Here is a 24207-nt window from a genome sequence, read left to right as displayed (position 1 = left end):
GATTTCGCCTCTCTGTCTGTCTTTTTTCTTCCACAATGAGCCTATTTAATTTTCCGCGCCTGAGCGAATACTCAGGGCTAGGGCAGGTTAAAATGACGCCATGAAATATAAAGACCTGCGCGATTTTGCCCACCAACTCGAAGCGCTTGGCGAGCTGCGCCGTGTAAGCGCCCCGGTTTCTCCGGTTCTTGAAATGACCGCGCTATGCGATCGCGTGCTACGCGCAGGCGGCCCCGCTCTACTCTTTGAAGCACCAACTGGCTATGCAATACCGGTACTCGGCAATTTATTCGGTACCACGCGGCGCATTGCGCTTGGCATGGGTATCGACGCAGCGCAGACAGAGACCGACGCGCTCACCTCGCTACGCGAGATCGGGCATCTACTCTGCGCGCTAAAAGAACCCACTCCACCGCAACGGCTTAAAGACGCTGGCAAGCTATTCACGCTGGTTAAAGCGGTATGGGATATGGCGCCTAAAACCATCAGCGCGCCGCCCTGCCAAGAAATTGTGTGGGAAGGCAACGACGTTGACCTGGCTCGGCTACCCATCCAGACCTGCTGGCCGGACGATGTTGGCCCACTGATTACATGGGGCCTCACAGTAACGCGCGGACCTCATAAAGCCCGGCAGAATCTCGGCATTTACCGTCAGCAAGTGATTGGGCGCAACCAGGTAATCATGCGCTGGCTTGCGCATCGAGGTGGGGCGCTGGATTTTCGGGAATTTGCGCTGGCCTTTCCGGGTCAGCCTTATCCCGTCGCCGTCGCGCTAGGCGCTGATCCAGCTACTTTGCTTGGTGCTGTGACTCCGGTGCCAGATACCCTCTCCGAGTACCAGTTTGCCGGCTTGCTGCGAGGGGGGCGCACTGAATTAGCCAAGTGTATAACGCCTGGCTTAAACGCACTACGTATACCAGCGCGCGCCGAAATTGTGCTAGAAGGCTTTATCTATCCCAAAGCGGATGCAACCGCGCCCGGTCCGGCAAGCTATGAGCACGCGCTCGAAGGTCCTTTTGGCGATCACACCGGTTATTACAATGAAAAAGCTTCATTTCCGGTGTTGACTATCGAACGCATCACGATGCGGCGGCAGGCACTGTATCACTCCACGTACACCGGTAAACCACCAGATGAACCCGCGATACTAGGGGTTGCCCTCAATGAAGTGCTGGTGCCTCTGCTGCAAAAGCAATTTACAGAAATCACGGATTTCTACCTACCGCCAGAAGGGTGTAGTTACCGTATGGCGCTGGTTCAAATTAAAAAAAGCTACCCCGGTCACGCTCGGCGCGTCATGTTCGGCGTTTGGGGTTTCTTGCGGCAATTTATGTACACGAAATTCATCATCATCGTAGACGAGGATGTGAATCTGCGCGATTGGAAAGAAGTCATTTGGGCCATCACCACGCGCGTTGATCCAACGCGCGACACGTTACTCGTAGATCATACGCCAATTGACTACCTTGACTTTGCATCGCCCACCGCCGGCCTCGGCTCGAAAATGGGACTTGACGCCACCCACAAATGGCCGGGCGAGACGCAACGCGAATGGGGACGACCCATCACGATGGACCCAGCCGTCACACGCCGGATCGATGCTCTATATGAAGAGCTAGCGCTGGCCGCTGCTGGCAACGCACAAAAATGAGGTGGAATACGCAATCAGCCACTTGATGGCGCTACACTTCATACCAAGCGCATCGACTTTCTCACACACGTGGTCCGTAAAACTGGCTCCCACAATACGAAATGGCAAATCGACTGAGTTCCGAGAATTCAGCCATGGCTACGACGTAACGTATGTAACACTAGTCATGTCATGAGCGCACAATATCAATTTGCCGCCTAATCTGGATAACTCGGTATCATTTTTGAGTACGCCGGATGTGATAACAAATAAATCGAAATCCAGGTAATGTCGTCTCCTTTCATATAGCTTATGTCTTGCTCTGACAACCCGTAAATTACCCCTCCTTCCACATTGGTTTTGTGTTGATCTAACAGCCCGTAGACGCTCTCTTGATCGAAAGGGGACATCGCTACTTCTATACTATCTGGTATTATCGACGTGGTTAGCGTGAATCCAAATTCAGTTTCGTCAGGATCATTCTGCAGTGACACCGAACTGGGCAGGTTGATTTTCAGGATAGCAGGACATTGATCAGTTGATACGCACCCTCTTTTTTCCAACAGCTTAAAATAATGGTCGACATAGCGTTTGGCCGTTGGATACGAGGAAGTCAGATGGATTTTTCCAGCCGAATTTTCCAGGAATTGCGTTGAGCCGTGCAAAGCGGATATTCCTCCGCTTCCGCCACCAAAACTTGGTTGAAGGCCCGAGTCCGCTATACTTTTCAGGTGACACTGTCTCGTTATGTGATAGAAAACAGAGGTGCTGGTGCTGGCATCGAGTCTTAGCATTTCGTATGGTCCTAAAAGGTGTGCCTAGCTTCCTGCCACGAGCACGTTAGCTTCAAGTGTTAGGTATAGATTCGTCCTGCAAGCAAAGAAGAAGGTTAAAGGTTTCTACGAATAAACCACCAGCTCTTATACAGAAGCTACCACAGCCCCGTTTGGCCCGTCAATTAGGTGTTGAATCGGAAACGCTACAGCAAAAAACTCGCGCTAGAATATCTATTTGAGTCTAAGCGAAAATTAGACGCTTTCTAATTAACATTATTTTTCTCGCCGCTTTATCCCGTGACACACGCCCAAACTCTTGCTGATTCAATCGAAGATCTACTGCCGCAAACACAGTGCACTAAATGCGGTTATGCGGGCTGCCGCCCGTATGCTGAAGCCATCGCCCACGGCTCAGCCAATTACAATCAATGCCCCCCAGGCGGCTTAGAAGGGATTCAACGGCTCGCCGCGTTATTGCATCAGCCCGTGATTCCGTTAAATCCAGTCAATGGCGTCGAACGACCTCGCCCGTTAGCCATAATTGATGAAAACATTTGTATCGGTTGCACGCTCTGTATCCAAGCTTGCCCGGTCGACGCGATTATCGGAGCCCCCAAACAAATGCATACAGTGATGGCGGCGCTATGTACCGGCTGCGATCTATGCGTTGCCCCCTGCCCAGTCGACTGCATTACCATGCAACCGATCACAGGAGCCACCACCGGCTGGCGCGCATGGTCACAAGAAGCTGCCGCTACGGCGCGCACCCGCTATCAGTTTCGGCGCGCACGAAAAGCTCGCGAGCAAGCGCCACGTGAAGCGCGCATAAGCGCCCGCCAGGCCACGGCCCAATTAGCCAGCCCAACCGCTGCGCAAACCGCTAACCCCAGCGCAGATCCGGCCGCCCAAAAACGCGCAATTATTCAAGCCGCGCTTGAGCGCGCACGCCAAAAGAAAGAAACCGCAAAAAATTCATGAATCTAGCCAAACGCCGTGCCATCTTTGAAACGCTGCAAAGTCTGAACCCACACCCAACGACTGAGCTTGAATATACAACACCGTTTGAATTATTGATTGCGGTTATGCTCTCTGCACAAGCAACGGATATTTCCGTGAATAAAGCGACGCGCCCTATGTTTAAGGTCGCCAATACACCACAAACCATACTGGAGCTTGGTGAAGCAGGGGTGATTCACTACATCAAAACCATTGGCCTTTTTCGCACCAAGGCAAAGAATCTAATTGCAACCTGTAAAATGTTGCTTGAGGATTATGCGGGTCAGGTTCCGGCCCAACGGGAAGCGCTTGAATCGCTCCCTGGCGTGGGCCGAAAAACCGCAAATGTGGTTTTAAACACAGCTTTTGGTCAGCCCACGATTGCCGTTGATACGCATATTTTCCGGGTCGCGAATCGCACCGGTTTAGCGCCAGGCAAAGATGTACGAGTTGTGGAAGCTGCGCTTGAGAAATATACGCCCAAAGAATTCCAGCATGATGCGCATCACTGGTTAATTTTACATGGCCGTTATGTCTGTAAAGCGCGCCGCCCAGAATGCTGGCACTGCATGATTGAACCCTTATGTGAATATAAAACCAAGACCCTCGCCCCGGATTTAGAGCTTAAAGCCTCCGCTCGGCAATCCCGAGTAAAGATAAATTGAAGCGCCCAGAGTTGAAATTAATTTTGCTTGTAGAATGAAACCAATCCATGTTTAACCCAAGTCAAACCGAAGTCCGCCAATTTTTTTGCGAAACCTGGCACAAACAATCTACTGGGGCGCTGCTCACCCCGCTTGAGAATATGGCGGCGCACTGGATTAGTGAGCACCCTGAATATCACAAGCTGCTTTCGGCGGCGGATGCACAACAGCAATCCTACCTTCCAGAGCAAGGCCAAACCAACCCATTTTTGCATTTATCGATGCATCTTGCCATCAGCGAGCAGCTCTCTATCGACCAGCCTCCAGGCATCTGCGCAGCGTATGAGCGACTTGCCGTCAAATTGGGGACCGCACATGCCGCTCAGCACAGTATTATGGAATGCCTTGGAGAAACCTTATGGCAAGCCCAGCGCAACCAAGCGCCTCTAGATTCCACCGCTTATCTTGCCTGCATTAAGCGGCGAGCCTCATAAAATTTAAACCTTTTTTCACGAGCGCAAAAGACCGGATTCGCCATGCCTGCCATACCTCGCTTCTTTGTAGCAATGCCGCTCGCCGCCGATACACCTATTAGCTTACCCAATGATGTGGCCCGCCATATGCGCGTCTTGCGCTTAGCTGCAGGCGACCCAATTATTTTATTTAACGGCACCGGCGGCGCATTTAAAGCCACCGTGTTAACGATTGATAAAAAGCACATCCTGGCGCAAGTGACCGCGCCTGATACCGGCAGCCTACAAAATACCGAGCCGCCCTATCAATTGATCCTGGCGCAAGGCATTGCCGCGGGCGACAAAATGGATTGGCTGATTGAAAAAGCGGTTGAATTGGGGGTACACCAGATCATCCCCATCGCCACCGCAAAAAGCGTCGTACGGCTAGTCGGTGAACGTGCAGCACGCCGCCATCATCACTGGCAGGCCTTAGTGCATGCTGCCTGCGAGCAATGCGGCCGGAACCGGCCACCGCTGGTTGCTGCGCCAGTTGAGTTCACGGCTTGGCTCAATGCCCTGCCCGCAACCGCGCCCGCCAACGAGGCGACCCGCTTTATGCTATCGCCACGCGCCACACGCAGTTTTCAGACGCTACCTGCCACACCTCCTAGTACGCCCATTATCATTCTAATCGGCCCTGAAGGCGGCCTCACTACAGAGGAAGAACAAGTAGCGGCCGCGCATGGCTTTCTTGAGCTGTCTCTTGGGCCTCGCATATTGCGCACCGAAACCGCCGGCATTGCGGCGTTGGCCGGCTTAGCTATACGCTGGAGTAGCTGATGAAGATAAGGCAAACGAGAAAAATACTCGAAAATCAACATCGCATTTAGCCCAAAATTCCGCCGCTTCGCGAAACACGTCAAGTAACGTCTCGCGCGCTTCTTTGTCAAATTTTTGTGTAGCGGGCAATCCTTCGAGCACAATCACAAATCCAGGCTGCGGGCCAGCTTTTCGAATCAATTCCGTTAGATTGTCATACAGCGCATCATAATTCTTGCTCTCTGGCTTAGGCAGCAGAAATGAAGCCGTGATCGTACTCAGCAGCTCCGCTTTCGTTTGCACATCAGAACAGGATGCATATAAAAAATGCTGGCCCAACTGCGCCGCTTCTTGCGCCAGATCAAGCACCCGAAAGGCGCGAATTGACTGCACAATATTAGGGCGCACGTTCTTAAAAAGACACAGGGTGGCTTTTTCGGGCAAAGGCTCACTACAAACGATGCTTTGGCGGCTCGACAAAATATATTGAAAATGATTAGCACTGCGCCCAGACAAGCCGCTCACGACATGCGTGTCGTGAGCCGTAAAGTTGTCGCTCATACGATTGATTCCATTATGCGCGTGAATATCGACTTCATCCTCATGCGGTGAATCATTGCTAACGGATGCATGCTAAGCGCTGTGAAAACCTGCGCACCGCACTCTTTTGCGTGATTGACATTCGTCAAGCAAGATTCGACCTTTGGGCACTTTCTTCTGTTAAAAGAAAAAGGATCCTTCCATTATGGCGCTTAACTCTTTCGCGCCAATAGATGAAATGCAATTTCAATTGCCGTTAAAAGCATAAGAGTAACGTTATTAGGGGCCAGAATCAACACTAACCCACTTCGCGACTAGCCGCGACCACATCCGCTACGACCAGCGCGGCCATATTAATAATCCGCCGCACCGTAGCCGACTCAGTTAAAATATGAACCGGCTTAGCCGCCCCCAGCAAAATCGGGCCAATCGCAATATTGTTACCCGCAGTGGTTTTTAGCAGATTGTAGGAAATATTGGCTGCGTCAATATTTGGCAACACCAATAAATTTGCCTCCCCGCTAAAAGTCGAGTCCGGCAAAATTTCCCGGCGCAAACGCTCATCCAGCGCACAGTCGCCATGCATTTCACCATCCACATCCAGCTCAGGAGCACGTTCCTGCAAAATTGCCAAGACTTCGCGCATCTTCTGCGCAGAAGGCGCATGACTTGAGCCAAAATTAGAATGCGAAAGCAGCGCAATCTTGGGCTGAATGCCAAACCGAGAAACCTCTTCTGCCGCCATTAAAGTAATTTCTGCGAGCTGGCTAGGGGTTGGATCCACATTAACATGCGTATCAACCAAAAAAATTTGCCGGCCAGGCAAAATTAAACCGTTCATCGCCGCATACACTGAGCACTCTGGGCGTTTGCCGATAACTTGATCAATAAAATGCAAATGACGATGTGTGGTGCTAATCGTGCCGCAAATCATGCCGTCGGCTTCGCCTTTATGCACCAACATCGAACCAATTAATGTCGTGCGCCGGCGCATTTCAACTTTGGCAAGTTGCTCAGTAATGCCTTTGCGCGCCATTTTTTTATAATAAGTCTGCCAATAGTCGCGATAACGTTCGTCATGCTCTGGATTAACAATACTACAATCTTGCCCAGGCGTTAAGCGCAATCCATAGCGCGCAATCCGCTGCTGAATCACAGCAGGCCGCCCCACTAAAATCGGGTAAGCAATTTTTTCATCGATAATAATTTGCACCGCGCGCAAAATCCGCTCTTCCTCGCCTTCACAAAATACAATGCGTTTTCTATTCGCGGCCGTGCTGCGGGCAACCGCAAAAACCGGCTTCATAATAGTGCCGCTATGGTATACAAATTGCTGCAGATGCTGCTGATAGGCATCCATATCCTCAATTGGCCGCGTGGCAACGCCAGCCGCCATTGCGGCACGGGCTACGGCAGGCGCGATTTTTACAATTAAACGCGGATCGAATGGCTTCGGGATCAAATATTGCGCCCCAAACGATAGATCTTGAATCCCATAAGCACTTGCCACAATATCGCTTTGCTCTTGCCGAGCCAGCTCAGCCAGCGCGTCGACCGCGGCAATTTCCATTTCACGCGTAATGGTGGTTGCGCCAACGTCGAGCGCCCCTCTGAAAATGAATGGAAAACAGAGCACGTTGTTGACTTGATTGGGATAATCCGTGCGCCCGGTCGCTAAGATCGCATCAGGACGTACCGCCAGCGCCAACTCGGGCAAAATTTCTGGCGTAGGATTCGCTAACGCTAAAATCAACGGCTGTGGAGCCATATGTTTGACCATTTCCGCTTGCAGCACGCCCGCGGCTGACAAACCCAGAAAAATATCAGCCTCGGCCATCACCTCAGCCAAGCTCCGCGCTTCAGTCGCTTGAGCAAAGCGCGCCTTATCTGGATCCATGAGTTCCGTTCGACCTTGGTAAACTACTCCGGCAAGATCGGTAACCCAAATATTCTTGAGTGGCAAACCAAGGTCCACCAGCAGGTCCAAACAAGCCAGCGCCGCCGCGCCCGCGCCAGACGTAACCAATTTGATCTCGCTGATTTTTTTGCCAACTACTTTAAGCCCATTAATAATCGCAGCCGCGACCACAATTGCCGTACCGTGCTGATCATCATGAAAAACCGGAATTTGCATCCGTTTACGGCATTCACGCTCGACAATAAAACAATCAGGCGCTTTCACATCTTCGAGATTAATACCGCCAAAAGTAGGTTCAAGCGCAGTAATGATTTCAACCAGTTTCAATGGATCTTTTTCATTGATCTCAATATCGAAAACATCAATCCCAGCAAATTTTTTGAAGAGAACCGCCTTACCTTCCATAACTGGCTTAGAAGCCAGTGGACCAATATCGCCTAAGCCTAATACAGCCGTGCCATTAGTCACAACCCCAACAAGATTGCTACGCGCAGTAAAACGCGCTGCGTTAAGCGGATTCGCTTTAATTTCTTCGCATGCAGCAGCCACGCCTGGCGAATAAGCCAAGGCCAAATCACGCTGATTCAGCATTTGTTTAGTAGGCGTAACAGAAATTTTTCCAGGAACGGGAAATTCGTGATAATCGAGCGCGGCTTCGCGCAGTTTACTGTTGTATGGAGTCGACATGAAAGAGCCAATTATTTGAATAAAGTCCTAATTCAGGATTCTTACCCAGCATTTTAGCGCTATTCTTCACTTTTCTCATGCTAACTGAATTTGACGTTATCGAGCGCTTCTTTACGCGCTCCCACTTAACCCGCCACACGCCAGGGATTACGCTTGGCGTGGGGGATGATTGCGCGCTGCTTAACCCTGCTCTTGGCTATCAGTTAGCCATCTCGACTGACATGTTAGTCGCGGGCCGTCATTTTTTTGCAGATACAGATCCACGTGGGCTAGGGCACAAAGCGCTCGCGGTGAATTTATCTGATCTGGCCGCAATGGGCGCCACCCCACGCGCCTTTACCCTGGCTCTAGCGCTGCCCGAAGCGCACGCACAGTGGCTCGCCCCGTTTAGCGAGGGTTTATTCGCCTTAGCCGATGAATACGACTGTGCATTGATTGGCGGTGATACGACTGCAGGCCCACTCAATCTTTGTCTCACTGTATTTGGCGAAGTCAAACATGGGCGCGCACTCACTCGCGCAGCAGCCTGTGTGGGCGACGATATTTGGGTCTCCGGCAGGTTAGGCGATGCCCGCCTCGCATTAGGCGTTCTTCGTCAAGAGTGGGCGCTTGCTTCTGATGATTGGCCTGCGGTGCAACGCGCGCTTGAATGGCCGCAACCGCGCATTCAATTAGGTCAGGCGTTAACAGATCTTGCCCATGCCGCCCTTGACTTATCGGATGGCCTCGCCGGTGATTTAATGCACCTGGTCAAACGCTCTAAAGTTAATGCCGTGGTTGAAGTTGAACAACTGCCGCGCTCCGCCATTTTAAAAAAGCAGCCTCTTGCCATCCAACAACACTGCACGCTCAGCGGCGGCGATGACTATGAACTCTGCTTTACCGCGCCCCCCAATGCCCGCGCTGCGATTACCGCACTTGAAAAAAATCTGGGCCTACCGCTCACTCGCATCGGTACAATAACCCCCTTTGATCCATCTCAGGCACCGATTATTTGGCGGACCGCCAATCATGCCCCATTGCTTACGCCATTGCGTGGATTTGACCATTTTGCACCTCATGCACCCTAAAACCTCAACCCACACCGCCAATCAGTCGAATGCTAAAAAACCTAGCCAACGGCTTACTGTGCGTTTTTTATTTTCACATCCGGCCCATATACTCTCGCTTGGCCTAGGCAGCGGGCTCTCGCCCATTATGCCTGGCACCTTAGGCACGTTATTAGGATGGGTATCATTTGTTGCCCTTGATCGGTATCTTACGCCAGGGCATTGGGTAGCCTTGATTTGCCTAGGTTTTTTGATCGGCATTCCAGCTTGCGCCTACACTGCGAAAGCACTGAATATGTCAGACCCAAGCGCCGTGAATTGGGATGAAATGGTCGCTTTTTGGTTGATTCTCCTATTTATCATGCCTGCCTCCTTTGGAGTGCAATTGGCCGCCTTCTTAATTTTTCGATTTTTCGATATGGTTAAACCCCCGCCAATCCGCTATTTTGATCGGCACGTTAAAGGCGGCTTCGGTATCATGCTAGATGACATCATAGCTGCGCTCTGTACTTTGCTGACTTTTGCAATATGGGTGCGATTAACCTCTTTTTGAGCTCTATTTATAACTGGCAATTTCTTCATGGAAACAGACAGCGTCATTCATCAGCTTGCGATTCGGGTCGGCAACCAACTCCGAGCTGAACGGCTTTTGCTCGCTACCGCAGAGTCCTGCACGGGCGGACTCGTAGCCACTGCAATTACAGAAATTTCTGGTAGCAGCCAATGGTTTGAGCGTGGCTTTATTACCTACTCCAATCAATCAAAAGCAGAAATGATTGGGGTACCAACTGAACTCATAGAACGCCACGGCGCAGTCAGCGAGCCGGTTGCTCGCGCCATGGCTGAGGGCGCGCTACGCAATAGCCGCGCGCAAATTGCCGTCGCCGTCACGGGCATCGCTGGGCCGGGTGGCGCAACTGAGCGCAAACCCGTTGGCACCGTTCATTTTGCCTGGAGCAATCGTCTGCATACGACCAGTGAAATGCTGCTATTCAAAGGTGAGCGTCAGCAGATTCGCCTACTCGCGGCAATTCATGCCTTGCGTGGCGTGTTGAAATTGTTAGACGAACAAGAAGTTTAAGGGCTTATTCGAAGCTTTTTTAAAAATAAAGGTGGCAAAAACCTGCCTGTCTAACGCATGCAATTTACATGTACCAAGGATTTTTGCTATACTGCCGGCTCGTTGGCGAATTAGCTCAGCCGGTTAGAGCGACGGAATCATAATCCGCAGGTCCGGGGTTCGAATCCCTGATTCGCCACCAAAGATACTTCAAGCAACACCCAAGTTTGACCACTAACCCGAATATCCATAAGGATTTTCGGGTTTTTTATTACATACAACGCCAAAGTTTACCAACTGACAACAAGCCAAAAGTGCGGGTAACTTCGAGACATGTTACCCTCACCCGTGAGAAAGTTACCCTCACGGACTCATTATGGCACTTACAGATACTGTAATTCGCAATACAAAACCAACCGCAAAGCCTATCAAACTAACCGACAGTGGCGGACTGGTGTTACTCGTGCAACCGAATGCTGCGCGTTGGTGGCGGCTACGTTACCGCTTCGCTGGAAAGGAAAAAATGTTGTCTTTGGGAACGTACCCCAACGTCAGCCTTAAAGATGCCCGCCTTCTTAGAGATCAGGCCAAGTCTCAATTGGCGAAAAATATAGACCCGTCATTGGCTAGGCAAGAAGCAAAGCTAACCAAGACCATGGCTTTCACCAACAGTTTTGAAGCCGTAGCAAGGCAATGGTGGACGGACTGGCGCGGAACGAAATCGCCGTCCTATGCCGAATGCCTTCTGCGTAGATTAGAAGTAGATATTTTTCCTGTTATTGGGTCCAGGCCGGTCACCGAAATTACTGCGCCATTGCTACTGATGGCAATTAAGAAAATAGAAGCGCGAGGCGCATTAGATATTGCTAAGAGAGCATTTCAGACCTGTGGGCAAGTTATGCGCTACGCAATTGCCCATGGTTTGGCCGAGCGTAATCCAGCAGCAGAGGTAAGGCCTTCTGATGTACTGAAACCTGCTAAAAAGACCAATTATGCTCGTTTAAACGCTAAAGAATTACCCGAGTTATTACGCAAAATCGACGCTTACGACGGCCAACCCTTGACTCGGCTTGCGATGCAGCTAATGGCGCTAACCTTTGTTCGTACCGGTGAATTGATTGGCGCTCAATGGAGCGAATTTGAGATGGATGCGAAAGTTTGGCGTATTCCTGCTGAGCGTATGAAGATGAGGACGCCTCATATTGTGCCGCTCTCTAAACAATCGATTGCAGTGCTGGAACAAATATATAAATTCTCTGGCGGGAAGACTTTGCTTTTTCCGAGTGAACGGGGCTATGGCAAACCTATGAGCAACAATACCATTCTGTATGCTCTCTATCGCATGGGGTACCATTCACGGATGACAGGGCATGGATTTAGAGGTATCGCCTCGACTATTTTGCATGAACAAGGGTATCCGCATGATCATATCGAGCTGCAATTAGCGCATCAAGAGCGCAATGCTGTTAGCGCATCATATAATCATGCTTTATATCTAAAACAACGCACTGAAATGATGCAAGCATGGGCGGATTATTTAACGGCGATGAAAGCAAGTGAAGAGAGTTCAAATGGGAATTCTTGAAGAGCTTAAAGAGCAAGATTATGCTTACGTGCTCATCGAAAATGCGGTCAAGATGTTAGCTGACATGGAGAAAATAGAAGTTGAAGATGCAGCGCAATGGTTATTTATGAATCATGCTTTTGAACAAATCGAATCGTTCGAATTCACTAATGGACGAGCAATTGCTTCAAACCAATATGTCCGAGATCTCTATTATCAATATCAATCAGATGTTAAAGCCATACTTGAATTCATAAAAGAACATGGCAAAGGTTTTCATAATGTAAAAAAATCGCCTAAGGTTGGACTATACAGATGGCGGCGTGATGATTTTTGGCGATGGGTAAAAACTAAAGGAATAAAGATTTCAAGAAGTTTCTTTACCGAGCCGTTCGATTGCCCAACATTCCTGCGGTCTAAAAATGCCAGAGAATCTGAAAAAGAAAATACTGAAACTCATCAAGCATCCAATAACTTAGTGCAAAAGCTTACCGATGCGGAAGCAAAAATTAAACAATTAACAGCAGTATTGCAAGCAAAAGAAAAAGAAAACTCTACCGAAAATATAATTGCTGGCGTGTCTATTACACTCCCTCATATAACAAAAACTCTCAACGCGTTATTTAACGTGATGCATACTCATTGGACAACTTATGATGTCCGTCACCCTCCAAAGTCAGTTGTTATTGCTTCCGATATTGATCATGCACTGGGATGGAAGGCTCAAAAAGATGGAAGTCCATCTCGGAGCGCTCAAACACTTGCCGCAGCGATTCGCCCGGATAATTTGAGCGAAGCAGATTTACGAAATCAAAAGCGTCGTACTTGACGCAACTCCCAGACGGTATTGACTGACGAGACTTAGCGACGATAAGACGGGTTTCCCCGTCAGTTTGCAATACCGTTTAAATACAGCCATGCCGCGCCATTCCGGCGCGCACCTAACTTAATGGAGGTGAAGCATGGCTGACCAAGCCGTCCCTATTCTTATTCCACGATGGAGAGTTTGCCAAATTACGGGCATGAAGCGCTCAGCATTATATGACCGTATTAAGCGCGGCGAATTTCCGAAGCCAGTAAAAATCGGCCGTGTAGCTGTGCGTTGGATCGAATCAGAAATCATTACCTGGGTACAGCAGCGTATCGACGTTAGCCGCAGCGTAGAGGTAAGCCATGAAAAATAGAAGGCTATCTGGCAATGCAAAATATTCCCAAGAGGATTCGCCAAGCTTAGAACCTAAACGGCAGCCTGCTCGCATCGTTGCCGGACATTCGATTGAGCACCCCTCGAGTTTAAGTTTGCCAATGGTCGGTTTGTTCCGTTTTGGACAAATTGGACCATTTTTGCTGTTCAGCCGCGAGACATGGCGCAAGCTAGTAAAAGCCGGCAAAGCGCCTGCGCCCATCCGTATAAGCAACCGTTGTACGGTATGGACTGCTGCCGCTATTCATGAATTTCTATGTGATCCAATCAATTACCGTGCACAGGTGGTTGCAAATATCGATGAGGCACTTAAATGATCGACGTATATTTCAATGATGCGGCACGTGCTAAAGCTGCTTTATCGTTTATCCCTGCGGATGATCGAGAGTTGTGGGTTAGGATCGGGATGGCGCTTAAGGCTGGGTTAGGAGAGAACGGTTTTGAGTTATTCGACCGTTGGAGCCAGTCAGCCCCCTCCTACAAGAAAGAAGCGGCGCGTGCTGTATGGAAATCGATTAAGCCAGGCGGTATCCGCTTTGCTACGCTTTTTCATGAAGCGCAACGGTGCGGCTTTGATCGGTGCCAGCATCGTATGGCTTTGACGCCTCCGCTCAATGCGGGACGCCACTGTGCGAAACGTGAGCGATCAGCCGAAGTTGAACGGAAGCTTGCCGCAAAGCAATGTGCCGCCGCCAAACGGGCTGTCGATATTTGGACAAAAGCCGAACTTGCTTCCGACACGCATCCCTATCTAGCACTTAAAGGCGTGAAAGCCCATGGCTTGCGATGCTATCGCGGTCAATTGACGATCGGCAACATGGCGTGCGATGGCGCACTCATCATTCCGGCATACGATGCGCATGGAGTGCTAACCACGCTAGCGTTTATCAACAAAGACGGCGAAAAACGCTTTTTGTCCGGCGGTAAAAAATCCGGTAGCTTTCATTGGATAGGTGAGCCAGTGAGCAACTTGCTCTGCATCGCAGAGGGCTATGCAACGGGGGCTAGCGTTTACGAGGCCACTCGTTATCCCGTAGCTGTTGCGTTCGATGCGGGCAATTTACTCGCGGTGGCAAATACACTCAAATTAAAGTTTCCAGATGCGCAGTTCGTCATCTGCGCAGACAATGATTTTGAAACACCTGGAAATCCTGGAGCCACTAAAGCAAAGTTAGCCGCGCATCAGGTAGGCGCTCGGCTGGCTATGCCGGAGAAACTAGGATGACTGATTTTAATGATTTACATCAGTCTGCCGGTCTAGCAACCGTGCGTGCGGCAATTGAAGCGGCAGTAGCACCTGCTGATCTAAGCCAAATTGAGCCTGGATCAGAAACCGATGAACACGCTATTACGAGATTAGCCGCTTTGTCGTCGATTGAATATGATCGCATCAGAAAAGACGAAGCGAAGCGTCTAAACATTCGAGAAATAACGCTAGATAAGGCCGTTTCTGCGAAGCGCAAAGAAGCCAAAAACGATGAATCTGGGCCCCTTAAAGTAGTGGAGCCCTGGCCTGAACCGGTCGATGGCGTGCAACTGTTGTCAGAAATTGAAAGTGCGTTACGGCGTTTCATTATCTGTCCGCCCGAAACAGCCTATGCTGCCACGCTATGGATCGCCATGACTTGGTTTATGGACGTGATCAATGTCGCTCCGATTGCCGTCATTACCGCGCCTGAGAAAAGATGCGGCAAATCACAATTACTGTTCTTAATCGGCAAACTCGCCAAGCAAGCGCTCACCGCAAGCAATATCACGCCCGCCGCGTTATTTAGGGCCGTGGAGCTATGGCGGCCCACTTTGCTTATCGACGAAGCAGATGCTTTTATGAAAGAGAATGAAGAACTGCGTGGTTTACTGAACTGTGGTCACACACGAGAGAGCGCTTATGTGGTCCGTACTGTCGGCGAGGACCATATGCCAAAACTATTCTTTGTGTGGGGGGCAAAAGCCATTGCGGGTATTGGGCATTTGGCCGATACCTTGATGGATCGATCCATTCCATTGGAGCTACGGCGCAAACTTCCCTCTGAGCAGATCGACAAGCTGCGTTATGCAGCCCCTGATTTATTCGATGTGCTTGCAGCGAAGCTAGCCCGCTGGAGTTCAGATCAATTCAATGCAGTTAAACAAGCCCGCCCACTTTTACCCAATACACTCCATGATCGTGCCCAAGACAATTGGGAGCCATTACTAGCGATTGCTGATGTGGCCGGTGGCAAGTGGCCTATTCTTGCCCGTGAAGCCGCGCTACGTCTTTCTGGAGAATCTGAGCAGGGACAAAGCACGGGTTCGGAATTACTGGCGGATATTCCAGATGTATTTGAAACTAAGCGAGTAGCTCGCCTCTTCTGTGCAGATCTACTCGCTACCCTATGCGATGATGAAGAAAAACCCTGGGTAACGTGGAATCGAGGAAAACCGATGACACTTCGGCAATTGGCAAACAGGTTGCGTGAATATGACATTGCTAGTAAGCAACTACGTATTGGCTATGAAAACAAAAAAGGATTTGAGGCAAGCCAGTTCTCAGATGCCTTCTCTCGTTATCTCTCTGTACCTCCCTGTACAAGCGAAACAACGAAACAAATCAATGCCAGTACGGGTTTAGATGTTTTTGATGGGGGTGAGTGTTTCGAAACAAACCCGCTAAATGAAACACATTATCCGACGTTATATCAAGGGTGTTTCGATGTTTCGAATAAAAAAGGAGAAATAGAGCAGCGAGAAGACTTTGTGGAGGAAGAATTATGACAGCCTTCCAAATTTTGAACCAATGTCAAAGTGCGGGTGTATTTGTTTCCCTTAATGGAGAGCGCCTGAAAATAATCGGACCGCAAAGCGTGGTTGCGGGTTTTCGTCCGCTACTGGCGGCCTATAAAAAAGGGATTATGGACTATCTAAAGTCAAGTCATACCGGAGGTGATTTAGCCACGAGCAATGGCTGGCCGATTGATTATGATAGCGGCGCGCCTTTCATGCGGATGCCAATGGTCACGCCAGAGCAATTACAGCAGTGGCAGCGCGATTTATATGAAGTAGTGAATAAACTTGCAACCTTAGAACAATGGGATAGCAGTAGGTTGAACAAAATATTACGTTGTATTAAGCGGCAGCCGATGAGTACTCTGCAACCTGACTTGCACTATTTTCGTGACAGGCTGGCAGCCGCTCTCGTGCGGAAAAATCGAGTGGAATGATCTCAAAGAAGTACTGTGTGAACATGTTCGTATTTGGATTTAGCAACTGCCACTTGCGCTGTTCAGATGCTGCTTGATGTATTTGAGCAAGCGCTGACCAGCCAGTGCACTGATGGGCATTGGCGGACGTTTAAAAACTGTTGAAAACTGTTCATTACGTTATCGTCGATTTGAATATCTTATGCGGTGGCAGGTAATATCCATAATTTCATCCGCTCGTGTATAATAACGCGCGCTCGCGCCCGCGCGTATTGCTCGCGAAACCAAGAGCGCCATTCATTTAATTTGAGCTTAAATCAGTAGCCTACGGATTAAAAGTAATCGGATAATCTACTCTGGAAAATGCCTAACTCTTCTAAAAAGGTCTGTTTATAAGGGATTTCGCTGAGTAATGCATTACTTGATATTCTATGTAATTCTTAATTTTTGTGTAATTTTCTAGGGAGGGTGTCGCGAAAGCTTCTCGAGCGTTAGAATTTAATTTTCTAAGTTAATCCAATAAAGATGAGCACATCGCGCAAAATACCTTTTGCTGATAATAAGCAGTTTGATTTATTTGAAGGGGTACCCTGCTGCATCAAAAGGAGTGAAATTACAAACGTCGGTGAAGACGGGCCGCCGGTTTGTAGCATGCGGTGCGCGAGAGATTTACCTTGGTAGTATGCGACTAGAAGATTATTTAAAGCACGCCAATCAGCGCATACCCTTGATCGTATCGCAGTTACTGGATGCCCAGGACTGGGAGCCTTTTGAACAGAGATATGCTGCGACGGGGCGTGCTCCGTATAGTCCACGTTATATGATGGGTTTGATTCTGTATGGGGTGATGCAAGGAGTGAGCTCATTGCGAGATTTAGAGAAGCTCGCGCGACTCGATTTGGGATGTATGTGGGTTGCGGGCGGAATTACGCCAGATCACGCCAATATCGGGCGTTTCATCGTGATGCATGAAGAGTCACTCACACAGGGTTTTTTTGAGTCCTTGACAGGATCGATCTTGAAAGCGAGCCACTCAAATGGAAAGCGTTTAGCGGGTGATGGAACGATCATTGAAGCACCGTGTTCACACTATAAATTATTGAAAGAAGAAGCGGTGCGTGAACGTGTAATCAAGGCACACCAGGCACTTGAGAAGGCGCCAGATAGTAAAGTTGGACAAAAGGAGCTAGAGAAAGCCAGGCAATGCCAGGCACTGTTTGATGAACGCCTAGCCGCCCGTAAAATCCATAATGGTAAAGGCGAAGTGTTTATCAGTGCCCAAGAGCCTGAAGCGGTGGTACAGCGTTTAAAGCGAGGCCGTGGCTTTGCAGCTTCCTATAAACCATCGGTGCTTGCTAATGAAGATCGCATTGTGGTTGCACATGCGCTGCATGCCTCAAGTGAAACCCGAGTCATGGCTACAATGCTTGAACAAAGCAAACGCACTACAGGGCAGCATGCAGCAGAACTGCTGCTCGATGCAGGGTATTTCGATAATACGGTTATCCAATGTACTTTGGATCGAGAGATCAGCTTATTATGCTCGCCAGATAAGTCCTCCGAAGAAGTTAAAGGGGAGAAAAAGTTTCGTAAGGGACAATTTCAATATGATGCTATCCAGGATACCTATCGTTGCCCCGCAGGCCAGGATTTGCATGTGATAACACAAACCAAGCCGACAGCACTAACGCGGGCACGCCGCATTTATGCAATTACCTCATGCGAGGGTTGTGCTTTACGCACGCGCTGCACGAAATCAGCAGTAGGACGGCGCATTGAACGCTACCCTGAAGATGAAGCACGAGATGCACTCAGAATAGTGATGCAGCATCCGCAAGCGCGCCGTATCCTTAGCCAGCGTAAAGTTATGGTCGAGCCGGTATTTAGTGCTTTGCGTAGGTGTGGTCTAGACCGCTTTCGCCGACAAGGGTTACAAGCAGTTAAACGCGAATTTGCGCTGCATATCCTCGCCTACAATCTATCCAAAGCAGTTGCCTTGCTATGGGGAAGGCTATTGCTTGCAACCATTTATTGTTTTTTAGATAACTTACGCCGCACACAAGTTTGCTATTAATACGCCAACACGATCTTACTTTTTATGTCGTACTAATTCGTTTGCGCTCTAAAATGAATGGTGAACTTGGCTTTTGCGACACCCTCTACGCACGATTACACAGAAATTACACAAATTTTTTAGTTGGTTCATCTTGATATTCATACGTTATTTGCGCACACTATTTGGCTAAATGGCTAAAATCAGACATTACTATCTAGCTGCTACATAAAACGGTCAAGAATGAACGGTTATGTTAAATCGAACAGTGATGCCGTAGCGCAAAAACCTTCGAGGACCTTGCGCTACGCCTTGTTAATACCCGACTCTCGATTATATTCTCACTCTTCTTCCTCAGAAAAATCCGCCGACTCTGACTCACTTTCCAACAAAGAGTCTTCATCAAGAATATAGCTTTCATCCGAATCAGAGACATGCCCCTGTACAATATTACGCTCGATTGCATTATCAATCAAAGCGAATGAATCCGGAATCGGTACTACATCATCCAGGCTCGATTTGCTTTGCGGCGGATTCGGATTATTTGAGCTAAACGTCCGGTTTGTATCCGATTCATTAGTCATTTCTCCAGAAGATCCAGCCGTATTTATTGAAATTGATTCTTGAAAATGGATGAGATCAGGATTGTTTCTTACTGCTTTAAAAGCATCAATCACAATATTCATTTTTTCTGGTGATGCAAGCTCTATGTGATTTAAACCACTTTTTGTATGAAAATATAGTTTATTGCCTTGAACATACAGGAACATCATCTGCTTCCCACTCCGTGGGAATAAGAATTTAGCATAAAGAGTTTGTATTTGTTCAGATACCAAGCTTGCAAATATAAGATAAATTTGGTCAATATGCAGATCTAAAATTCCAACTGCAGTGTCCCTGACGCTCTTGTCTCTATCTTTCAACCCGGTAATCAAAGCCTGGATTGCCTTAGCAGGCAGTGATTGCTGCTCTTTTAAAGCCTTTGCGGCCACATCCCTTACATTCTTATCTTGATTTTTTAAAGCATCGATTAAGACCAGCACGGCGTTGTCGGACAACGTGCTCTTGCCTCCTAACGCACAGGCTGCCGCAGACCTGACATACGAATCTTGATCCTGTAAAGCGTCGTTCAAGGCCAGCACGGCGGCGGCGGACAGCACACTCTGGCCTCTTAACGCATGGGCTGCCATAGACCTGACATACGAATCTTGATCCTGTAAAGCACCGATCAAGGCCAGTATAGCGGCTTCGGACAACGTGCTCTGGCCTCCTAATGCACGGGCTGCCGCAGACCTGACATCCTTATCCTGATCCTGTAAAGCACCGATCAAGGCCAGTATAGCGGCTTCGGACAACGTGCTCCGGCCTCCTATCGCACGGGCTGCCGCACCCCTGACATCCTTAACTTTATTCTGTAAAGCACCGATCAAGGCCAGCGCGGCGTCGTCGGACAACGTACTCTGGCTTCTTAACGCACTGGCTGCCGCAGACCTGACACCATTATCTTGATCCCGTATAACAACACCGATCAAGGCCTGCATAGCGGCTCCGGACAACGTACTCCGATTTCCTAACGAACCGGCTGCCGCAGACCTGACATCCTTATCTTGATCCTGTAAAGTACCGATCAAGGCCCGCATAGCGGCTTCCGATAACGTGCTCCGGCCTCCTAATGCCCAGGCTGCCGCAGACCTGATATCCTTATTTTGATCCTGTACAGCACCGATTAAGGCCTGAACGGCGGCGGCGGACAACGCACGCAGGCCTCTTAACGCATGGACTGCCGCAGATCTGACATTCGAATTTTGATCCTGTACAACACCGATCAAGGCCAACATAGTGGCTTCGGACAACGTACTCTGACTTCCTAACGCACTGGCTGCCGCAGACATGACACCCTTATCTTGATCCTGTAAAGCACCGATCAAGGCCAGTATAGCGGCTTCGGACAACGTGCTCTGGCCTCCTAATGCACGGACTGCCGCATCCCTGACATCCTTATCCTGATCCTGTAAAGCACCGATCAAGGCCAGTATAGCGGCTTCGGACAACGTGCTCCGGCCTCCTAACGCACGGGCTGCCGCACCCCTGACATCCTTATCTTGAGACTTTAAAGCACCGGTCAAGGCCTGCACAGCGGCTTCGGACAACGTACGGCTTCCTAACATCCAGGCTGCCGCAGACCTGACAACCTTATCCTGATTCTGTAAAGCACCGATCAAGGCCAGCACGGCGGCTTCGGACAACGTATTCTGGCCTCCTAACGCACTGGCTGCCGCATCCCTGACATCCTTATCTTGATCCTGTAAAGCACCTATCAAAGCCCGCACGGCAGCTTCGGATAACGTACTCTGGCCTCTTAACACACGGGCTGCCGCATCCCTGACATCCTTATCTTGATCCTGTAAAGCACCTATCAAAGCCCGCACGGCAGCTTCGGATAACGTACTCTGGCCTCTTAACACACGGGCTGCCGCATCCCTGACATCCTTATCTTGATCCTGTAAAGCACCTATCAAGGCGAGTATAGCGACTTCGGACAACGTGCTCTGGCCTCCTAATGCACGGGCTGCCGCATCCCTGACATCCTTATCCTGATCCTGTAAAGCACCGATCAAGGCCAGTATAGCGGCTTCGGACAACGTGCTCCGGCCTCCCAACGCATAGGCTGCCGCATCCCTGACATCCTTATCTTGATCCTGTAAAGCGCTGCTCAAAGCCAGCACGGCGACTTCGGACAACGTACTCAGGCCTCCTAACGCACGGGCTGCCGCAGACCTAACATACGAATCTTGATCCTGTAAAGCGTTGCTCAAGGCCCGCAAGGCGGCATCGGATAACGTACTCTGGCTTCCTAACGCACGGGCTGCCGCAGACCTGACATGCTTATCTTGATCCTGACAAGCACCGATCAAGGTCTGGAGTATATTAGTAGTGGACAGCGTTTTCTGCTCGTCTAATATTCTGGCGGCCGTTTTTCTGGCATCTCCGCTTCTATCCTTTAATGCAATTTCGAGCAGAGCATGGATTGCGTTAGCAGATAAATTTGGACGTGCTCTCAAGATTTTAATAATCTCATCCTTATCCTTATCGGAGTTCAGAGTTGTAATAAGTAGATGTTCTGGGAAAAGCCTGTGGCGACCTAATTGACTTTGACCAACTAGTTGTATTTCAAGATCAAAATGCTGTTTTAGCCTTGTTTCCAGCTTTTCAACTATTTCAGGTTTTTCCTTCAACTCAGGACGCGCCTCATTCAGGCATCCCATCATCACTTGCTGATGACGAATGCCGATCAGATCAAGCGGCTCTTTTTCTAATCTATCAAAAAAATACTGCAGTACATCGCCCTTCAACAACCCCGCCACCATCCACCACATAATTTCATAACGCGGATTATATTTGTGTATAGCGATAAATATTTCTAGTTGCGCTTGGCTGAACATTAACCCTAAATTGGTATAAGCAGATTTTGCTAGACCAGAATTTGTATTAATCTCTGCATAAGCCTGTAGATGTCGCACCAAGTATTTAGCCGCAAAAAATTCCTGAAACGTTAAATGCAGGAAATGATAGTATCGATCGGCCTCGAGCCGCTCAGCATCGAATGTATGTAAAAAAGAGGTCTTTTTAAGATTAATCGTAAAATCATCAGGTAACGTTGGTTTTAAAGACGGTTGATTTTCAAGTTCTGTCTGGTATTGGTCTAACTCCTCCGAACTAAATTCAATTTTCCCTGTCTCTAGTCCCTTAAAAGCTAGATAGCCTAAATAATAGATTTCAGAAGCCATCACTTTTTCTACTCTAGCTTTTGGCAAAGACCGGAGGGTAGAAGACATAAACGGTTTATCTTTTGGCCCCTTTTCTAAACGTTCCCCATCTTTCCACCATAATTTACTGACCATAGCCTCATATAAACTCGCCATGGTTACTGACGATAGTTCATTGGGGAGTTTATCCCAGCTATAACATAACGCATCCAACTGAATTGGGATATTCACCAATCCCTGAATCATTGGGGTACAGTGAATAAATCGCTCAATGGCCGCTTGGTTTGATTCAGGCGCAAATTTTTTAATGTATGCTTGCACATTGTCCGGGCTAAAACCGACCGTTTCTAACTCTAAGTCTAAGTGACTGAATAGAGAGGCATTGACCCCGGCAGGCCGCGACGTGATCACCACATGCGTTTGAGTGAGCAATTCTTTTAGAAATCTGCTCAAAGAATGGCTTTCATGCAATTCATCGACGACTTCATCCAAGCCATCTAAGATAAACAGTGTTTTGTCCTGATGCGTGTAAAAGACCTTTGATAACGCCTGCGCTTGGCTGCTTTCATAACCCGCAAAATACTGCGTGCAGAGCAAGTCTTCTACACGTTTAGGCGCATGCGTCTTGAGTTGTCGTAAGGGTACCCATAACACACTCTCAAATCGATCCTGCCAAAATCCATTCTCATGATATTCATAGACCAATTTTTTGCATAACGTGGTCTTGCCTATCCCAGCTCGTCCCTGAATTAAAATCCGTTTAGGAACCCCTTCTGATCCGTCTAGTAATTTTTGAGAATCAAAAAGCTTCTCTAGCGCAATCATTTTGTTTGGATTGGTCGCCTCAAGCCGCTGCCGCTCACTGCTAGGCAGGCGCTCAAAAGTCGCTGCTTGCTTTTCCAGTTCTTTTTTGTCTTTTTCACGTTGTGCCTGACTTTCGACAATCGCCAGATTGATATAACAGTCTTCCAGTGAGGCGGTCTCACCCGATACGCGCTGAATCGACAGATTAGATAATTGGTAATGCTGATACAGTGCATTACGCAAGCGGTCTAACGAGACAGTATGAGGTTGCCTAGCCTCTGAAACCGGTGAGTAGTAATGCACGTTGACCGTATTATTCTTGCCCTGGACGGGCGCATTAATCGTGCCATGGCAGCTTTGTACGAGCGTCTCCACCCCAACATAATCGGTACCGGCTGAATCAGTTAATATCGGTGTAAAGGAGAAGGTTTGGGCTTCGGCTGAACTCTCCTGGAGGGCTTCGAGCTTTGCCTTTGGATAGCTGAATAAAGAAGCATCCACCCCGGCAAGTCGTTCAATGGCAACGGGGTGGGGTTTTTTATTTAAAGGCAGACTACTTGACCCACCCTCAACCGGTCGCTTTTTAGAAAAGCCAGCGTTATTGAGTCTATATCGCTCAGAAAGTTGCTGTCTCTTTTGTTCTAGCGTCTCTGCTTCGGTCCTGCGCCCCTGTTCATTTAACAATAGGCCATAATTCAAATAAATAGACTCAATTATTTTTCCCGACTGAGGGTCAAGAGACAATTTTTCTGCTTCTTCTTCAAAAAGCTTTTGAGCCGCCTGATAAAGCTTTTCTGCTTCGTCAACCTGACCGCTTTTTTTATACCCATCCGCCACAGCTATATATTGTTCGGCTTGCTGAAGCATCTGCTGCGGAGTTTGCACAGGAAGCTGTCCCGGGGCAACAGGACGGGATCTCGACAACATGCCATTGATAGGTGTAAGCATCGTTTTCCTTGTACCGGTATTTTCTCAAGCCCGTTGAGTTCAATGAACGAACAGTGTAGAAAAGCCGAATTTTTTTAAGATTTTTAACAATAGTGAAGTCTGAAAATAAGAGAG

Annotated in this window: 19 protein-coding genes, 1 tRNA gene and 1 pseudogene; 17 read left to right on the top strand and 4 right to left on the bottom strand. The window is 48.9% G+C overall.

The features are described from left to right. Nucleotides 1-100: 100 nt before the first annotated feature. Nucleotides 101-1651, top strand: a complete 1551-nt coding sequence (gene ubiD, locus MCB1EB_RS00750) for a 4-hydroxy-3-polyprenylbenzoate decarboxylase (protein WP_045363654.1) — start codon at nt 101-103, stop codon at nt 1649-1651. Between the two features lie 197 nt (nt 1652-1848). Here the strand turns inward: ubiD and MCB1EB_RS00745 are convergent, their stop codons facing one another. Continuing rightward, nucleotides 1849-2424 carry a hypothetical protein gene (locus tag MCB1EB_RS00745; protein ID WP_045363657.1) on the bottom strand — a complete coding sequence of 192 codons (576 nt, stop codon included), beginning with the start codon at nt 2422-2424 and terminating at the stop codon, nt 1849-1851. Between the two features lie 279 nt (nt 2425-2703). Here MCB1EB_RS00745 and rsxB point away from each other — a divergent pair. The 4 genes and pseudogenes from rsxB to MCB1EB_RS00725 all read left to right on the top strand — a co-directional run. Beyond that, nucleotides 2704-3366 (top strand): annotated as a pseudogene (gene rsxB, locus MCB1EB_RS00740) (electron transport complex subunit RsxB); the annotation flags it as partial. 14 nt (nt 3367-3380) lie between these two features. Next, nucleotides 3381-4067 carry an endonuclease III gene (nth, locus tag MCB1EB_RS00735; protein WP_045363660.1) on the top strand — a complete coding sequence of 229 codons (687 nt, stop codon included), beginning with the start codon at nt 3381-3383 and terminating at the stop codon, nt 4065-4067. A gap of 47 nt (nt 4068-4114) precedes the next feature. Then, nucleotides 4115-4540 carry a DUF1841 family protein gene (locus MCB1EB_RS00730; protein ID WP_045363663.1) on the top strand — a complete coding sequence of 142 codons (426 nt, stop codon included), beginning with the start codon at nt 4115-4117 and terminating at the stop codon, nt 4538-4540. A 42-nt stretch (nt 4541-4582) separates the two neighbouring features. After that, a complete protein-coding gene (locus MCB1EB_RS00725) occupies nt 4583-5341 on the top strand; it encodes a 16S rRNA (uracil(1498)-N(3))-methyltransferase (protein WP_034957448.1) in 759 nt (252 codons plus the stop codon). On the opposite strand, the gene MCB1EB_RS00720 is transcribed toward MCB1EB_RS00725, so the two are convergent. Together MCB1EB_RS00720 and MCB1EB_RS00715 are read right to left on the bottom strand one after the other, a co-directional pair. Further along, on the bottom strand, nt 5318-5890 hold the full coding sequence (locus tag MCB1EB_RS00720) for a barstar family protein (RefSeq protein ID WP_431311518.1): 573 nt from the start codon (nt 5888-5890) through the stop codon (nt 5318-5320). The genes MCB1EB_RS00725 and MCB1EB_RS00720 overlap by 24 nt on opposite strands. A gap of 268 nt (nt 5891-6158) precedes the next feature. Further along, entirely contained in the window at nt 6159-8465 is a 2307-nt protein-coding gene (locus MCB1EB_RS00715) for an NADP-dependent malic enzyme (protein ID WP_045363669.1), read from the bottom strand. Between the two features lie 77 nt (nt 8466-8542). Here MCB1EB_RS00715 and thiL point away from each other — a divergent pair, with 77 nt between their 5' ends. The 12 genes from thiL to MCB1EB_RS00655 all read left to right on the top strand — a co-directional run bounded on the left by thiL (nt 8543) and on the right by MCB1EB_RS00655 (nt 18595). Continuing rightward, nucleotides 8543-9535 (top strand): thiamine-phosphate kinase, encoded by a 993-nt coding sequence (gene thiL / locus MCB1EB_RS00710; RefSeq protein ID WP_045363672.1) that lies wholly within the window; start codon nt 8543-8545, stop codon nt 9533-9535. Further along, a complete protein-coding gene (locus MCB1EB_RS00705; RefSeq protein WP_045363675.1) occupies nt 9525-10067 on the top strand; it encodes a phosphatidylglycerophosphatase A family protein in 543 nt (180 codons plus the stop codon). Before thiL ends, MCB1EB_RS00705 begins: the two co-directional genes overlap by 11 nt. Before the next feature lie 27 nt (nt 10068-10094). After that, a complete protein-coding gene (locus MCB1EB_RS00700) occupies nt 10095-10595 on the top strand; it encodes a CinA family protein (RefSeq protein ID WP_045363678.1) in 501 nt (166 codons plus the stop codon). Nucleotides 10596-10699: 104 nt separating this feature from the next. After that, nucleotides 10700-10776, top strand: a tRNA-Met gene (locus MCB1EB_RS00695). A gap of 174 nt (nt 10777-10950) precedes the next feature. Continuing rightward, on the top strand, nt 10951-12159 hold the full coding sequence (locus tag MCB1EB_RS00690) for a tyrosine-type recombinase/integrase (RefSeq protein ID WP_045363681.1): 1209 nt from the start codon (nt 10951-10953) through the stop codon (nt 12157-12159). Further along, on the top strand, nt 12146-12967 hold the full coding sequence (locus tag MCB1EB_RS00685) for a hypothetical protein (protein ID WP_052393863.1): 822 nt from the start codon (nt 12146-12148) through the stop codon (nt 12965-12967). The genes MCB1EB_RS00690 and MCB1EB_RS00685 overlap by 14 nt, the downstream gene beginning before the upstream one ends. A 133-nt stretch (nt 12968-13100) precedes the next feature. Then, entirely contained in the window at nt 13101-13322 is a 222-nt protein-coding gene (locus tag MCB1EB_RS00680; protein WP_045363683.1) for a helix-turn-helix transcriptional regulator, read from the top strand. Continuing rightward, nucleotides 13312-13659, top strand: coding sequence for a helix-turn-helix transcriptional regulator (locus MCB1EB_RS12275; RefSeq protein WP_232034126.1), 348 nt, complete (start codon nt 13312-13314; stop codon nt 13657-13659). Before MCB1EB_RS00680 ends, MCB1EB_RS12275 begins: the two co-directional genes overlap by 11 nt. Then, nucleotides 13656-14567 (top strand): PriCT-2 domain-containing protein, encoded by a 912-nt coding sequence (locus MCB1EB_RS00670; protein ID WP_052393866.1) that lies wholly within the window; start codon nt 13656-13658, stop codon nt 14565-14567. Before MCB1EB_RS12275 ends, MCB1EB_RS00670 begins: the two co-directional genes overlap by 4 nt. Then, nucleotides 14564-16096 (top strand): DUF3631 domain-containing protein, encoded by a 1533-nt coding sequence (locus tag MCB1EB_RS00665; RefSeq protein ID WP_052393869.1) that lies wholly within the window; start codon nt 14564-14566, stop codon nt 16094-16096. The genes MCB1EB_RS00670 and MCB1EB_RS00665 overlap by 4 nt, the downstream gene beginning before the upstream one ends. After that, nucleotides 16093-16542, top strand: a complete 450-nt coding sequence (locus tag MCB1EB_RS00660) for a hypothetical protein (RefSeq protein WP_045363686.1) — start codon at nt 16093-16095, stop codon at nt 16540-16542. The genes MCB1EB_RS00665 and MCB1EB_RS00660 overlap by 4 nt, the downstream gene beginning before the upstream one ends. Before the next feature lie 586 nt (nt 16543-17128). Beyond that, complete coding sequence (locus MCB1EB_RS00655) at nt 17129-18595, top strand: transposase (protein WP_126353811.1); 1467 nt, start codon at nt 17129-17131, stop codon at nt 18593-18595. A gap of 320 nt (nt 18596-18915) precedes the next feature. Here MCB1EB_RS00655 and MCB1EB_RS00650 read toward each other — a convergent pair whose 3' ends face one another. Beyond that, complete coding sequence (locus tag MCB1EB_RS00650; protein ID WP_126353810.1) at nt 18916-24093, bottom strand: HEAT repeat domain-containing protein; 5178 nt, start codon at nt 24091-24093, stop codon at nt 18916-18918. Nucleotides 24094-24207: the final 114 nt, after the last annotated feature.

The sequence above is a fragment of the Mycoavidus cysteinexigens genome, from assembly GCF_003966915.1.
GTDB classification, from domain to species: domain Bacteria; phylum Pseudomonadota; class Gammaproteobacteria; order Burkholderiales; family Burkholderiaceae; genus Mycoavidus; species Mycoavidus cysteinexigens.
Note: the sequence above shows the minus strand (reverse complement) of the source record. Positions and strands in the feature narration are given on the sequence as shown.